Origin of the sequence: Roseibium sediminis, from assembly GCF_008711325.1 — a bacterium.
Classification (GTDB): Bacteria; Pseudomonadota; Alphaproteobacteria; order Rhizobiales; family Stappiaceae; genus Roseibium; species Roseibium sediminis.
In genome coordinates this window covers 40759-55303 of the sequence record NZ_VXDB01000025.1, presented here as the reverse complement: position 1 = coordinate 55303, position 14545 = coordinate 40759, and the positions used below count along the sequence as shown (strand labels likewise).

Genomic DNA, 14545 nt, shown 5'->3' with positions numbered 1-14545 from the left:
CGGCTCGTTGAAACTTGGCTCGCCTTCGGCAATGCCCTTGAGAGTTTCGTCCTGCCCGGAAGTGACATAGCCGCGAAGCTTGCGAACCCCCACTGAGACCTGACCGGAGATCGGCACATTCTCAAGATACGCTGCCTCAACTTCAAGACCCCGATCAACGAAGACCTTGCCCGCCTGCAGGGTGATATTGGCGTGTGTCGCAGGACCATTCGGGGCTGCGGGATCTGCGATCAATTCGACCTTGATCCCGGCCCCTTCAAGAATGTCCCCATTCGCGGCTGACATCTTTGCAACAGCTGTAATGTTACGCTCAATCAGACCCTGAACCTCGTTCAGCTCCGCACCCTCGATAAATCGTCCGTCGATAAACTCGACGCGTATGCGGTTTGCCGGTGCTGTCGGAGACCGGTCGCGAACGTTTTCCAATTCGGGATGTTCGAAATCCATTTAAAGCCTCATCAGGATCTGGACGTGGTCGCGGACGGTTTCGCCGAACTCAAGGTCAAGCGGTTGGGCGGCGATCTCGACACCGCCACTTAAACCGGAAGGCCCGAGCCAGAGAGCGCCGGGGCGGCTTGGATCGGTAAGGTCAGGGCCAAACAGGAGAGAAACCTGCGCAGCGGTTGCGCCATACCCTTCACCAAAGTCTGTTCGACCGAACGCAAGCACATGGGTCGGGTTTTCGCGGTCACGGGCATATCGATTACCGGAAACGTCAAAGCCGTCGAGCGCCGCCGAAACGGCGCGACAGGTCGCGTTCCGGTAGCCAATCACGGCACCTGTCGTGTCGGTAAACTTCAGCCAAACAGAGGATTGCTCAAGGGACTGACCAAGGGAGACACGGCGGGCAATCTCCGCATCATCCGCCCAACGGAAATTGGCATCGGCCCATGGGAAATCCATGTCGATCCATTTTTGCGAAGATACTTCCGGGATCCAGATGCCGAGCGCCTCATAGTCAGCCTGAACCAGCTGCATGGAGAAATCATGCGTGCGGCCAAAACTCCATTTGGGCCGGAGCCCTCGTACCCTGACGCCGCTATCTCCTGCCAACCGGCAGGACCCGAGCCGGGTGTAGCCGGTCTCAACTGCCGGGATGTTGTAACCGTGATAAACGCGGCGAAGTTTGGAGCGCGTTGGAAGTGAAAGACCGACTATCCCGTCGATCCGCTCAAGGTCTTCCTCGCTGTCGCGAAGTCGATCCAGATGCAGCTGAACCTTCCACCATGTCGAGCGGCGCTCGGGAGGTTCTTCAATCCCCGCCGCATAGCCCACAAAGCCGAGGCCGTCATCAATGGCCTTGTGGGTTCCTCGAACCCGCGCCCACTGGCGACCGGCATCAATCAGGAAATACTGATCCTGAATATAGGGAACCAGCGCCTCAAGGCCGAACTCATAGATCAGGAACGGAATGAGGGACGCTGACCGCGAAGTGAGTTTCCAGCCGGGGATCCGGTCCACGCCGGGCATAAGACGGTCTTCAGAGGCTCCGGCAAGTTCCACCGCAACCTCTGTAGGAGCATAGTTGTCAGGCAGAAGGGTGTGGATCATCGGCCCCTCCCGACATATTCAACGGCGATATCGCCAAGGGCGATCGCTTCAAAGCCTTTTGCCTCGATCAGGCCATGCGGAGCCAATACTTCAAGGGAAGTTATGCCCGGCAGTCTTCCGGTCGCAATGATCCAGGACGGTTCCAGATCCAGACCGAGAAGATCTTGCTTTACCCACTCTGACTTGAGGTGCGGTCCAATCGCCTCAATGAGAGAGGCCGGGGCATCCGGCGCAAGCCGCGCCCGAAGGTGAAGATCTTCGGTCCGGCGCACTGCCGACATGACGTTGAACCGGTCATTGGTGACCTTGACGGATTTTTGCTCCAGCGCCGCGCGAACAATCGCCAGAAGTGACATCGAGGCGCTGCCGTCTCCAATCGCCGACAAGACGGCGACATTGACCAAAGGGCTGTCCTCGTCGCTCCAGACCTTCACGTCCCGGACCTCGGCGCTGGCCTTGAGCGCTATGTCCTTGTATCGCTCTGGCGGTCCTCCAGCTGACCGACCAATGGTCGCCAGCTGGTACCGCCTCTTCAGCCGCTCGTCGCTTTCGCCCTCAAGGCGGGCGACACCAAGCCAGGCGGCCAGTTGTTCAAGGCCATTCTTGAAGGCAAAGGCCAACAGATTGGACCGGGCGGCATTGTTGATCCGGCTGCGTACCTCCAACTCGCGGAAAGAGGTGGCTTGCAGGACTATGGCGATCACTTCCGAATTCAGGCCACCGGTGTCAAAGGAATAGCCTCTGGCTTCCAGGCGGGCTTTCACGTCCGCCAGCTGCTCGGCGTGGATCTGCTCGAAATCCAGTTCCTCGATCACTTCCGGCTTGGGGAGCTTTTCCAGATCGATCATGCCGCCTCCCGGTAGTGGTGGAGCGGCGCTGTTGCCGTGACGTCCTGTTCAAAGTCGTAGATCCCGAACCGGCCTTCAGGGTAGTAGACCCCGCCATGGCGAACAGCCAATGTGCCGTCTCTGGCAACCTTGACCAGCTGCATGGTCCTGATCCGGTATTCCGGCTCGTGTTTGTGGGCCGCGCCAATGAGCGCATCGTATAACCGCAAGGCGAGATCCGGAGTAATGTCCTCGGCAAGCAGCGAGAAGTGGTCCGAGCCGAAATCAAGGCGCATGACCCGCGTATCCAGCCGGGTCATCCAGATGATGGCGAGCGACTGGACAACATGCGGCCAGCCGACAAGAGGCTGGAACGTCACAGGGTGGAACCCTCGGCGATATCGAAGCGCTCGCATCAGTCCACCGCCTTCACAATTGAAGACCCTTCAACGATCGGCCAAAGGCCCTTTGAAGAGCCGGACTTGACGCTGACCTTGTCGCCGATGCGGGCAACCCGTTTGCCGCCGTCTCCCCCAAGGTTCACATCATCGCTTTCAATAATGACCTTGCCCGACTTGACGCGGGCCTCATCGCCTTTCAGAACAATCACGGTGTCGCCATACTTGATGACCGTCTCGTCGATCTGGTCGCTCGGCGGGGGATTGTCATCGTCATAGGTCGCATACTGCGCCAGGCTGTTTTGACCGATCGTCCCCGATGGGTTGAAGAGGGTCATTTGCTCGTTGTCGCCGGGGGCGGAATGAATTTTCAGGCGACCATTGCCGGGATTAGCCCAGCGAACAGGCGGTGAGAGGATCGGCTTTCCGTCTGTGGTTTCCCCAAGCTCCAGGCGGATCGTGCGGGCCTTCATGTCCTGAGAACCGGGATGCACCTTGCCGGTCATATGCATTCGCGCCATGCGGCTTTCTGCTTGGGCGAGCAAGCGCCGTAGGGTGCGAAGTTCGCGGGCTGTTTCAGACCTCATTGGCTGTCCTCCTTGATGAGGGCAGCAATCTCGGGCGGAATATCGTCGTCAGAAGCAAAGGTAAGCCCCGGTCCATCTGCATCGCCATAGGGGACCATTGCAGGCGTCGGCCCGCCGGTCAGATCAGGGCCGAGGCCCACAATTGTCTGTTGCCAAGTCACCGCATAATAAGCCGTGCCCTTGCCATGAGCGGTCGCTGTAAAGAGTGGACGAAGGGCGGGTTCCGGCTTGGCCGCAGGTGGCGTAACCCCAGTTTGGTCAAAGCATTGCAGATCGGGGTCTTGAAGAATGTCGAGAAGGCGTGACCCGATGGCAAAGGCAATCGCCTGCCGGTCGATCGCCCGGTTCTGGGCGCGATCCGCATAGTCCTCGGCGATGATATAGGCGGCAAAATCGATCGGCAGCTCATAAGCCCCGGTCACATCGCGCGGCGTCTTGATCGCCGTCCAGCCAACCAGAATGGCAGGCGCTGCGATCGTCTCGCCTTCAATCACGTCATAAACATCGAGCTTGCCCGGATGCTGGCGCACCGACACATCAGGAAACAGGCGATGCAGCGTGTCACAGATGGCCTTCTGCAAGCCAAAGACCGGATCAACAGCGATCAACTCCGAAAGGGATTGGGGTTCGATCATGCCGCATCTCCAACGCCAAGGAAGTCGGTCACCACATCAACGAGTTCCGCCTCGTTTTCCTTCGACAGACCGACAAAAGGCCTGGCGGGAATGACAACCTTCTTTGCCCGAACGAACTTGCCGCCGACATGAAAGCCGAGAGCCTTCGCCGTCTTTGGCTTGATGACCGCGCCGAACTGGTGAACGTGGGCATATTCCCAGGCAGCGCCCCATTCGGCGGTCGATCCGGAGGATTGCGACGCAACGCTGTCGAGTAGGTGAGCGCCTGTTCTTCGCAGAATGCTTGTGCCTTCCGCGTTCTCTGGCCATTCGGTGCCATCAGGTGCGGTTTTCTCCGTCTCGATACGGCGGCGGGTCTGACTTTCTCCAACGCCCGAAAGGATCTCGGCGAGCATGCCAAGGTTCGGATCGACAAGAGGCTCAAGGCGAACGAGCGCCTTGTCAAAGCCACTGGTATCAACGGAAAGGACGACGCTCATCGCGGCGTCCTCGATCTTCGGGAGCCAAACGGGCGCGGCGGCACATCAATCAGAACCTCGTTCGGAGAGATATCGCCGCTTGTGGCCAGATCCGGATCAACGCTCCCCCCTTCAAAGGTCAGGCCGCCTTTACCGGTTGCGATCGCTTCAAGGCGCTTGATCGCCGCCTCATAGCGTTCCTTGATCTGGTCGGTTGACCGCGAGAAGGACAGCGCCACCCGGTAAAGCGCAATGTCGATCGAATAGACCTTCAGGATTGAAAGACCTTCGGCATCGAGGCGGCGAAGTTCTTCGGCGGAATAGCGCGCCTGAAGGATCGCGCGGATCTCCGCGCCCGCATCTGCAAGGCAGGCGACAACCCGGCCTTCGTCCAGCTCACGCGTCTGAGTGTCAGCTGCCAGAATGATCAGGTCATTCGGGTACCGATCAGAAATGTCATTGATGGTCGCGTAAGTTGTCATGGCCGGATTGCTTCAGTTATCGGGAGACTTCAGTCGTCGAAGGAGCCTTCGACGGCCTTGGCACGTTTCAGCTCATTGAACTGGGATCGGGTGACCGTGATCGGCACGCCCGGCGGCAACAGTTTGCCATCGCGCCGGATATGGCAGAGCGGCGTGACTTCCCTTGTCGGCTCGCCTGCCTCGTCCTCAGCGGTTTTTTCTTCGACTGTTTCGCTTTCGGATTTGGCTTCGCCTTCTTTGGCTCCCGCGTCCGGTACCGGCACCGCCTCGGAGCTTGCTGGCGCGCCCTTGTCGGCTTCATGTTCCGGTGCGGGCACTTCCTCAGTCGAAACGTCCTCGGGGCCGGGTGCGCCGTCTTCACCAGATGCGGCATCAGAAGCAGCATCAGGGGAATTGGAAGGTGCCGAAACCACCTCGTCATGGGTTTTCGTGTCGTCTGTTGCCGGGGTGGCGTCGTCAGCCGGTTTGCTGTTGTCGCGAGCGTTTGAACGTGCCTTGCGAGCCATGTTGAAAGTCTCCGGGATAAGAGGATGGCGCGGAGCCGCCGAAAGACGGCTCCCGCTTGTCGTTTCATTGTGAACGCCGGGCGTCAGGCGGCTTCAGCGACAGGGTTCTGGATCAGATAGCCAACGTCCTTGGCGACGATCTCTTCCTTGATCTTCTCGCCCGAGCGCACTCGGACACCGCCTTCAAGGCCGATATCCTCGTCCTCGATCCGGCCCGCGATCTTGGAGCCGAACGTTGCCGTGAAACCGAACGTAATCTCGTCCTTCGTTGCGGTCGGATCGATATAGAGCGCGGAGATCGAGTTCCCCCAAGCCCGAGTCAGGTTTGCCGCCTGTCCAGGACGTGCGGTGTTCACATGCGCGTCCCCGACCAGAACTTCCTTGATATCCAGAAGATCGGCGAGCTGTTGCTTGGTAATGAACCCTTCGCTGGTCAGGTTCCCTTTGACCGCATTCACCAGCTTTGGATGGCGCTTCAGGAACGACCAGGGCCTATTGCCCATAACCAGGGTATTCGCGCGGTATATCAGCGTGCCTTCGATCGCCGCATCCAGAACACCGAGCGGGTCCGAATTGGCATAATCGGAGAGCTGGTCTCCACCTGCGAGAACAATACGGCGACCCGGTGCATAGGTGTTCGGGTCCTGAATGCGTTTAGCGCAACGAACCTCGCGATCAAGCTGGACAAGCTTGGTCAACATAGCGACCGAGTGTTGTTCCGGATCATAGTTGGATGTCTTCGCTTCACGAGCAGCGCGCGCCACATTGATATCCGAGATCGGGATCGGAGTATCAAGGCCGTAGTCACGGGTCGAGCTTTCGCGCTCGGTTCCTGAGAAGGTCACCTGATTGACCTGACCGCGTCGACCGACTTCCGTCTCCGGCACTGTGAAGGCTTCGGCGACCGGGTACTCGGTCCATTTGAAGATTTCCTGTCCGACCGGTATGCGCGGCAGAACCTTGTCGGCGATCAAAACCTGCGCCGGATTGGAATAGCCGATCGCAATCGCGGTAAGGACCGGATCGACTGTAAAAGGACGATTGGGAGCCATGTTATTGACCCTTTAAGTGCTCACAGCCGATCAGGCCGGGGTGGAAAGAAGGCTCGGGGAAACATGCATGTCGAAGATGTCCCCCTCAGCAGCGTCACGAAGGGCAGTGCCAACGACAGCGACCGTGCCGCCGGGAGCCGGGACCAGCTTGACCGCGCGCCCTTGCGCATCAGCCATAAGCTTGTCGCCGAAGTCGATGTCGCCGCCCGCAACCACCGGGCCGATGCCGGACAGGATCACATCGCCCATCTGACCCGCGTCCTGATCGAATTCATCGGCAAGGCCGAGCGTGGTGTCCGTGGCAGCTGTTGCCGTCTCCACGGTGCCGCCGTTGACTTTGGCAATATGCTTGCCCTTCAGCCCGGCAACGCCGACCGGGTACGACTTGATAAGCGGCATCATGCGCTTGTCTCCTTCACATGGTTGACCGCCGTCACGATGTCGACAGTGATCCCCTTGGCTGCCTGTTCGGCCTGGTAGGCGGTTGCCTTGGCAGAAAGAGCAGCCGCATCGAGAGAGCCGCCGTCAGCATTAGGGGCCTTCTTTTCATCAAGTCCCGAGCGGACAAGCCCTTCAGCAGTGGCACTCAGGAGCGCCTTGACCTGCTCAAAGCCTTCATCGGTCGCACACAGGGCCGCGTAGCTGTCCTTTTGCGCGGGCGTGATCTTCCGGGCAGACAGGGCCGCTTCCAGCACATCACTGACTTCCTTGTCGTGCTGCGCCTTCTTCAGACCGTTCAGCTCGCTGGTGGTTGCCTCAAGCTTGGCGAGGGTTTCCTCGTGAACGGCCTTGGCGACAGTGCCGCTCTTGAAGGTGTTGAAAGCTGAAAGGCAGGCCGCCTCGTCGGCTTCCGGGTTGAGGCCAAGGGCCTCCGCTATTCCTTTCATGGAAATGTCCTGTTGCTGTTGGGAAGTTGGGTCTGCATGGGCGAGCGCCGCCATGGAGAGCGCAGGGGCGGCAACGAGGGCGGCTGAATGCAGCCATGTCGTCACGCCTTCTTTGGTGTGATGAAACGTGGGCGATACGAACCGCCGTGTTCGGGCACGCAAGACTTCCAGCCCGCTCTCCAGCCATTCGACACGGGCAAACAGTCCTTCTGCCCGCGCCTGCAGCTCCTTGATCCAGCCCACCGCGTCCGGGCGCGTGCCGGTCATGATCCCGTGATCAAGATCGATCGGAACATCGATCCCTTCCGCCTCGAACCGGGCAACAAGGCGTTCAGGCTCGAATGTAAAGGACCGACCATCGCGGCACGGCACCTTGCCGCGCGGCGTGATCTGCACCCACTCGGGAGCCTTGAACGCATCCGCGCCATCCGCAGAAGCGGTCACCACTTCCAGGGCAAGGCCAGTTGAGGTCAGAAGGTTGGTATTTGAAGCCGGATTTGTCATGGCCGCGAAATTACGCAAGGCCGGTCGGCTGAGAGGGGCTGTCAGCTGTCAGTTAAGCTTAAAACCGAGATGAACACGCCGGACGCGAAATCGCATCCGGGGCGGCCAATCAGGATCAAATTTAAGGGGGTCTTAAATAGGCACCAAAGCGCGGCAGGAGTTTTTTGGTACAATGACGCGCAAATGGGGAAGAAGGCGCTCAGTGGGCGTTTTATCGAGAAGAGGCCCTGTCTCCGTTTTCATAAGCGTGCAGGGCAACCACACACGCCTCCCGGAATTGTTGAAATGATTTCTGAACAATCATATCGGAGGCGCGTTTTGTTGCGAGTATCAGCGCCGCCTCCGCAAACATTGATCCAGCGAGCGGGCAGGCAGAATATTTATCCAAGGCGCTCCCGCCGCCGGGAGTTCGCAAACTAGCACGCAGTTGGTCCAGCCCCCATTTTTCTCTGTATTTGCCAATCATACTGTTAATTGCACTAGCAGTTTTATACATGGCAACTGACAATTCAGTGCCGCTCAATGCCGCAATATCTCCGTCAAAGTAAATGACCATCTGCTCAATAGACTGATAGGTGGTTTGCGCCATTTTGTGCGCGTCTTGATCAGTCATTGGTTCCAAAGCATTGGCCGGGTAAACCAATAAAGATGCCAATACTAAGCCAATAATCGCCCGCACAATAAAACCGCCATTTAGCTTTTAAACACGCCCCGACAGTACGCGGCAAACCGTACAATTGCAATTTTCTACGCCATTCCGCATAATCAAATCGTGGCGGCGCGAAATCGATGGTGCCGGTCAAATGCGACCGCGAGGGGTCACGTCCTCCCGCCACGTATTCCTTCCAACCATTTCCGCGCATAGGCCTCGTCTACCCGGTAGATCGTGTGAAGGCGCAGGAACCCGGCAGCTGACTTCTTGATGACCAGCTTCCACCATGCCCCGCCAAGCTGCACATAGACGGCCCGCTCAGTCTCCGCACGTCCCTCGTCAACAATGGTCCCAAGATCCAGCATGCCCTGGACAAGTGAGAAAGTATCCAGCGAGACGACGGCATGCTTGCCGGTCTTTGCCTTGATCGTGTCGCTTGAGGTAACGATCAGGGATGAGTTCGCGCCAAGCATATCCTTGAGTTTAGGGTAGACCGCGACAGGGAGCTGCACCCGTTCTGCAAGGCCCGCCAGAATGCTCGGGGTCTGACTGTCAAAGAGGCTGTCGATCTGGCGACGGGCAATCTCTTCTCCAACCTTTTCCAATTCGCCCTGAAGGCGGGCGGTCAAGGTCCGGGCGCGCGACAGGCCGGGGTTCGTGTGCCAGCCCGGATCTATGCCTTCCGGGATTTCTGTGACAACGCCAGTGCGTTTGTTGACGTAGGAAACCTTTTTGAACTTCGGGGCTTCGGTTGAGATGGGGACCTTCTGCCCGTCGATTTCCATTTCGCCCGCATCCAGCAAGCGCGTTGCTTCCCATTTCGTGACGCCGCGAACACTGCAGAGGCAACCCCAGCCATTGGGAGGAAAGTGGGTGTTCCAGAACGGATCATCAACAGGAAGCAAAATTCCCGCCCATGTCAGATGTTCGGGCCTTGGATCACTTGCCGCCGTTCGCACATAGAGAAGATAGGGCACCGCCTGTTTCGTGCGCTGAAGGCGTTCCCATTGCCCGGCGGCGCGGGCGGCTCGCATGTTTGACCAGAAGACAGTTTTTAGGCGGCGCGGTTTGGAAAAGTCGACCGCTTCGTCGGCATGTTTACCGGTCGGGTCCGCGACCGTCCGCTTACCCCACCATCCTCGGCGGGCAAGTTCAGGCTGGATACGTTCAACCCAACGCTCGAAATTCCAGCCACCGCTAATCGCTTCATCAAGGGTTGAATGGAAAACCTGCAGGACTTCCAGTTCAACCACTTTGGCGACCGTATGGGCATAAGCGTGTTCTTCTCCCCAAACGTCCCCCCAGTGGAACGCGGGAGCCAGCTGTTTTTGCCGGAAGTAGTCGGTGATTTCCTTCGGGGTCTGAAAGCCCTGTTTCGCTTCGGCCAATTTTTTGGACCCCTTATTCGTCTGAGGTGTCTCCCAGCCCTCGCGATATCGCCGTCAACCGGGCGAGCGCATCACGAAGCGGCTCACTTTCGAGGACGACTTCGCCAAGGCGCTTCTCGGCTTCCTCAAGAGACCGGGCTTCTGTCAGGATCGCTTGAAGAGGCGCAAAGGTCGGGTCGGCGATGCTTTCCCAATCAGCGCCCGCCAGAAGACGGTCGAGTTCATCCAGTCCGCCTGGTGTTGCTGAAAGACTTGCGCATGATCCGCATTGGCAACCGGTATGGTGGCCAGAGAAGGCAGCAAGTTTCGCCTCCTTCCGATCATCGTCCTGACTGTCTTTGTCCTGACGGGGATCTGCCTTCTTGTTCTGGACGCCGGACTTGTCGTTTTGGGGCTTGTCGCTCTCGATTTTTGGCGGTCGCGGTTCAAGAAGCTCCGCGTCGGCCCCCGGATCAGAGAGGCCGAACTTCTCGCGGATCTCGCGTTGGTCGACCCTGAACCCGTGCGGCAGAAGTTTTGCGAGGCTGTCGGCAAGGGCGGTCAGGTCTTCCGGTTCCGGTACCGGGAACGAAACCATCGGATAGACCGGCTGCGGACCGAAGTTGAAGTTCACAAACGGAATGATCAGATCCCGGTTCAAGGTCGCGGCCAGCTGCTTTCCATCGGCCTTCAGGATATCCATGCGGACATCATTGTGAACTTCCGCCTGCGCCATTGACGAGCCGTCATCAGCGGTCATTGTCTGACCGACGACCAGCTTGGAGATTTGCTGATCGACATAACTCAACAATTCGCCAAAAACCGCTGAGCCGTGCTGGCCTTCGATCTTGTGGAATTCAATCTCCATTCCTTGCGGGATGATCGCAGCCGCATCATTGGCAATCGATTTGACCGCCCTGAAGAGGGTACGCTTGTCTTCCGGGCTGGCATTGCTGTGATAGCGACCGACCCGGATCGGTAGACCATAGACTTCCGAGAAGGACACCCAGTCCTGAAGCCCGAAACTCTGGATCAGGAACGCCCAAGCCGCCGGGCGGGCAAGGCCGCGCCGCAAGGGAACGCCCGCCTTGGTGCGCGGGGCGTGAATGATGAACTTGGCAGGCGGCAACTCGTCGCCGTCCATGTTGGTATCAGATGCAAGGCGAAGGGTCTTGAGGGCCACCTTGTCGAACTGGAAGTAACGTGGATCCCGCCAGACATATTCAGCCGGGCGGAGCTTGCCACCCTGATATTCCCACATGATCTCGGCAACGGAATACCCCTTGCCGATACCGTCAGTCAGGTCCCCGCATAGGTCGTCGACGTCCGCGCCTTCCATCAGTTCTCGGACCGCATCAACGATCTTGGCCGGAACGCCGTCCGGCTCTTCAATGACGGCCGTGAGGCCTTCGATTGCAAGTCGGCGGGTCTGGAGCTGGGACGCGTAGTGGAGATACCGCTCTTCCATTTCCTCGGCGAGGGTCAGGTAATCGCGGGCGTGGCCGTTCTGCGCCTGGATCAGGACATGGGCCAGCCGGTCGGGCGTCATGTAGTGCGCAACCCGGTCCTCGATCGTCCGGCGCACGCCCATGATTTCCGGGGTGGCGACCGGTTTTGACAAGAGGCTCCGGTCAATCGGTCGGCCATACTGGTCAAGGAGGGTTTTTACCATAGCCGTCTCCCGTCAAGGCCACTGTGAAAGCTGCTCATGTCGAACATGGAATTCTGGGTGTCATCCTCGCTCGCCTGATAGCCGTATTCGGGCAGGTTCTGGCGAGAGGCGAAATAAGCAAGTGCACCTGCGGGTGCGCTGTCGCCGTGACGTTCAAGGCCGTCAGAGCCTTTTGTCCGGTGATCGTCCGGAACCTTGATGATGCCGTTCACATAGGCAAGCGCCTGATGGTCTCTGAGAATGTCTTCATGGCGAGGCAACAGGACAGTGCGGTCAGTGAACGCTTCGATGTAAGGCGGCATTTCCGCAGAGTACCAGGCGGCGGACAAGTGAACCTCGATCACGCTCGCGCCATAGCGCTGCGCAGCCTTCTCGGCGAGGTATGCGCCGTTACCGGTTTTATCCAGTGCGCCGCCGCACATATGCGGAAGTCGATCGACCACGAAGTAGAGAATGTCCCGCTGCTGATCGAACGGCACATTGTGGAGTTCCAGGACAAAGCAGGCGCGGCGAATAAGATCGAGCCCGATCTCCATGGGCAGGATCACTGTCTTGTCGCCGGAGCGGGCAAAGTCCTCGCCAAAGACATGTTGGCGGCGCTTGTTCAGTTTCTTCAGGAGCGGTTTCAAGGTCGCATCGCAAAATGCCCGCGCCCGGATTTTGCGTTCCTCGTCGGGCAGGTTCTTGAAGTCATCATCGCAGGCCCAACGAATAACCGGGATGCCGTCCGTCATGCAGGCTTCGATTTGCACCCGTGTCAGAGCCGCACCTTCCGCCTCTGCCGGGATCGCGTCCAACTCCTGCCGCATGGCGGCTGTCCGAGAGCCGTAGGCCCCACGAATGTCCGCCTCCCACTGGCGTTCGGCTTCTTCTGACCAGTCTTGCCCCTTGATCAGGCACACTCGTTTGAAGAGGCCATTCTTGATGGCGTCGCCGAACGGAATGTGATGAATGGAGTAAGGCGGCTTGCCGGTGCTTTTGACTTCCCGGATCAACTCGTTAAAGGGACTTAAAACGCCGTTATGCGTGGAGATGATCCGGATCTTGCCGCCCCATATCAAAAGGGCGTTGACCGCATCGAGCACGCCGCGCACATCTGCATGGAATGCGGCCTCATCGATGACAACAATCCCCTGAAGGCCGCGAATGTTTTCCGGGCGCGAGGAAAGCGCCTCGACACGAAAGCCCGACGCAAAGCGGACGCGGTAGGCCGAGATCTCCTTTGTTGAGCCGTCTTCGCGTTGATCGAGAAACATGAACTCCTCGATTGCGGCCAGCTCTTCAGCCACGATCTTGGCAAAGTGGGCGACATAGCCAATGAACTCGCGGCCCTTGTCCTTGGTGTCACCGATATAGAAAACGTTGTCGCCACCATCCTTGCGGCGGGTTGCGGCAATAAGTGTGCCGTCCAACGCCTCGGCAAATGTAATGCCTGTGCGTCGGCCCTTTTCGCAGAGCTTGAGTTTCGACTTGTCCGCAAGCCAATCGGCCTGATGAAACATCAGGACGCCATCCTTGAGCGGGTCCAGGTCATCCGGGATATCTGCGCCGCGTGGCAGGTCATCCGCCAAATGATCATCGGCGCGGGCCAGAACAGGCGGTCCCGCAAAGACGTCCGGCTTGCCAATGAACTGCTCGTTATTCTCCATCACGGTCGGCCTGTTCTTCTCTTACGCCCAGGAACTCCCGGCGCAGCTGGGCGACCTTGTCTGCAGACAATCCAACCTTTTTCGATGCCGTGTCGATCGCATCACCGAGGGCCTTGTTGACCTCATCCTCGTCCGTGCGCCGGGTGCGCCCGGAGAGGTTCCGGGCTTGTTCGATCTTGAAGGCGGCGTTCGCCAGAGACTGGATCTCTTTCGCCGAGACAGATTTTCGACCGGTAATCGCTTCCTCGACGATTGCTGCAATCAGTGTCTTTGTGGTTTCGCTGATAAAGATCGTCAGATCGTCGCTGTCTTTTGGCTTGAAGCTTTCGGCGACTGCCGCCGAAACATCCCGTTGCAACGCGAGCGCGCGTTTTGCGGCGGCCTTGCGTGTCGAATACCGGTTGAAGGAGGAAAAAGACGGGATATCGAACCCAAGGCCAGTCTCGCCTTGAAGGGCGATCAGCTTGTTTCGAAAGTCCTGATAAATGTCGACCTGTGTTCGATCCATCGCCACGAGATCTTTCGCGGCCTCAGCGACAATTCCGTCGCACTCGTCCGGCAGGAGGTCTATCGCTGATAACCGGCCACGTCCTCGCTTTCCTGTCATCGCTCACCTCAGCGGGCCGCGCCCGGACGCGCGATCCCTTCCACGACTGTGCGCCGTTCAACATGATCAATGCCGGTCTCGGTGATTTCCGCCACCATTGCTGTTCCGGCCTCACGAAGGGTGAACACGCCAAGGTCCGCCATGGCGCGAAGCTGTGTCCGCACCCAGTCTTTGGACTTGCGGTGCCCGAAGTAGTCCAGCCGCTTTTGAATGAGAATGTCATTCAGCTGGTGGTCCTGTTCTTCATGGACGGCCTTCAGGATAGTCAGACGGGCGTTCAGCTCCTCGTCTCGCCGATATTGTTCGGAGAGGCTCATGCTCCAGATCTCCTGTTTCGAAGAAAATCGTCAATGCGCTTAGAGAGGTGGTCGACCTCGTTCAGCTTCACGGTCACCTTGCCGATGTTGCCGTTCAGCTCGGAAATGACCATTTCCAGCTTGTGAAAATCGTCCTTGGTCGGCTGGTTGCGGATGACCCTTTCCAGATCCGAAATGCGATCGCACAGATCCTTTTGCTCTGTTTCCAGTTTGGCGATCGACACGGCATTGGCCTTTGAGCCGCGAGTAATCCAGGACACGATCAAAGCGATGCTGCCGAACAAAGCGCCGGCAAGTCCGAATGCGGCTTCAAGACCTTTGATCCACTCAAACATCGACGGCCTCCGAATTATCCGGATCTGCGCCATCGCAAAGGGTGCAGATCCACAATCCG

At 58.5% G+C, this 14545-nt stretch carries 19 protein-coding genes; all 19 read right to left on the bottom strand.

Features of this window, described 5'->3' with window-relative positions; genetic code table 11:
* A partial coding sequence (locus F0155_RS19705) for a DUF4815 domain-containing protein (RefSeq protein ID WP_150526281.1) occupies positions 1-447 on the bottom strand: 447 nt, incomplete at its 3' end.
* Positions 448-1551: a phage tail protein gene (locus tag F0155_RS19700; RefSeq protein ID WP_150526280.1), complete on the bottom strand. Its 1104-nt coding sequence runs from the start codon at positions 1549-1551 to the stop codon at positions 448-450. It abuts the gene before it with no gap.
* Positions 1548-2399 (bottom strand): baseplate J/gp47 family protein, encoded by an 852-nt coding sequence (locus tag F0155_RS19695; RefSeq protein WP_150526279.1) that lies wholly within the window; start codon positions 2397-2399, stop codon positions 1548-1550. Before F0155_RS19695 ends, F0155_RS19700 begins: the two co-directional genes overlap by 4 nt.
* Positions 2396-2794, bottom strand: coding sequence for a GPW/gp25 family protein (locus F0155_RS19690; RefSeq protein WP_208999381.1), 399 nt, complete (start codon positions 2792-2794; stop codon positions 2396-2398). The genes F0155_RS19695 and F0155_RS19690 overlap by 4 nt, the downstream gene beginning before the upstream one ends.
* Positions 2794-3363 carry a phage baseplate assembly protein V gene (locus F0155_RS19685; RefSeq protein ID WP_150526277.1) on the bottom strand — a complete coding sequence of 190 codons (570 nt, stop codon included), beginning with the start codon at positions 3361-3363 and terminating at the stop codon, positions 2794-2796. Before F0155_RS19685 ends, F0155_RS19690 begins: the two co-directional genes overlap by 1 nt.
* Positions 3360-3998 (bottom strand): hypothetical protein, encoded by a 639-nt coding sequence (locus F0155_RS19680; RefSeq protein WP_150526276.1) that lies wholly within the window; start codon positions 3996-3998, stop codon positions 3360-3362. The genes F0155_RS19685 and F0155_RS19680 overlap by 4 nt, the downstream gene beginning before the upstream one ends.
* On the bottom strand, positions 3995-4477 hold the full coding sequence (locus F0155_RS19675; protein ID WP_150526275.1) for a phage virion morphogenesis protein: 483 nt from the start codon (positions 4475-4477) through the stop codon (positions 3995-3997). The genes F0155_RS19680 and F0155_RS19675 overlap by 4 nt, the downstream gene beginning before the upstream one ends.
* Positions 4474-4938, bottom strand: a complete 465-nt coding sequence (locus tag F0155_RS19670; RefSeq protein ID WP_150526274.1) for a gp436 family protein — start codon at positions 4936-4938, stop codon at positions 4474-4476. The genes F0155_RS19675 and F0155_RS19670 overlap by 4 nt, the downstream gene beginning before the upstream one ends.
* 29 nt (positions 4939-4967) lie before the next feature.
* Positions 4968-5444: a hypothetical protein gene (locus F0155_RS19665; protein ID WP_150526273.1), complete on the bottom strand. Its 477-nt coding sequence runs from the start codon at positions 5442-5444 to the stop codon at positions 4968-4970.
* An 83-nt stretch (positions 5445-5527) separates the two neighbouring features.
* A complete protein-coding gene (locus F0155_RS19660) occupies positions 5528-6496 on the bottom strand; it encodes a capsid protein (protein ID WP_150526272.1) in 969 nt (322 codons plus the stop codon).
* Positions 6497-6526: 30 nt separating this feature from the next.
* On the bottom strand, positions 6527-6898 hold the full coding sequence (locus F0155_RS19655; RefSeq protein ID WP_150526271.1) for a capsid cement protein: 372 nt from the start codon (positions 6896-6898) through the stop codon (positions 6527-6529).
* Positions 6895-7887, bottom strand: coding sequence for a phage protease (locus F0155_RS19650; protein ID WP_150526270.1), 993 nt, complete (start codon positions 7885-7887; stop codon positions 6895-6897). The genes F0155_RS19655 and F0155_RS19650 overlap by 4 nt, the downstream gene beginning before the upstream one ends.
* A 211-nt stretch (positions 7888-8098) precedes the next feature.
* Positions 8099-8566, bottom strand: a complete 468-nt coding sequence (locus tag F0155_RS19645; RefSeq protein ID WP_150526269.1) for a hypothetical protein — start codon at positions 8564-8566, stop codon at positions 8099-8101.
* A gap of 140 nt (positions 8567-8706) precedes the next feature.
* Positions 8707-9927 (bottom strand): phage head morphogenesis protein, encoded by a 1221-nt coding sequence (locus F0155_RS19640; protein ID WP_150526268.1) that lies wholly within the window; start codon positions 9925-9927, stop codon positions 8707-8709.
* Positions 9928-9940: 13 nt separating this feature from the next.
* Positions 9941-11578 (bottom strand): DUF935 domain-containing protein, encoded by a 1638-nt coding sequence (locus tag F0155_RS19635; RefSeq protein WP_150526267.1) that lies wholly within the window; start codon positions 11576-11578, stop codon positions 9941-9943.
* Entirely contained in the window at positions 11572-13227 is a 1656-nt protein-coding gene (locus tag F0155_RS19630) for a hypothetical protein (protein WP_204934542.1), read from the bottom strand. Before F0155_RS19630 ends, F0155_RS19635 begins: the two co-directional genes overlap by 7 nt.
* Positions 13217-13834, bottom strand: coding sequence for a phage protein Gp27 family protein (locus tag F0155_RS19625; RefSeq protein ID WP_150526266.1), 618 nt, complete (start codon positions 13832-13834; stop codon positions 13217-13219). The genes F0155_RS19630 and F0155_RS19625 overlap by 11 nt, the downstream gene beginning before the upstream one ends.
* 8 nt (positions 13835-13842) lie before the next feature.
* Entirely contained in the window at positions 13843-14151 is a 309-nt protein-coding gene (locus F0155_RS19620) for a VpaChn25_0724 family phage protein (protein WP_150526265.1), read from the bottom strand.
* A complete protein-coding gene (locus F0155_RS19615) occupies positions 14148-14486 on the bottom strand; it encodes a DUF2730 family protein (RefSeq protein ID WP_150526264.1) in 339 nt (112 codons plus the stop codon). The genes F0155_RS19620 and F0155_RS19615 overlap by 4 nt, the downstream gene beginning before the upstream one ends.
* Positions 14487-14545: the final 59 nt, after the last annotated feature.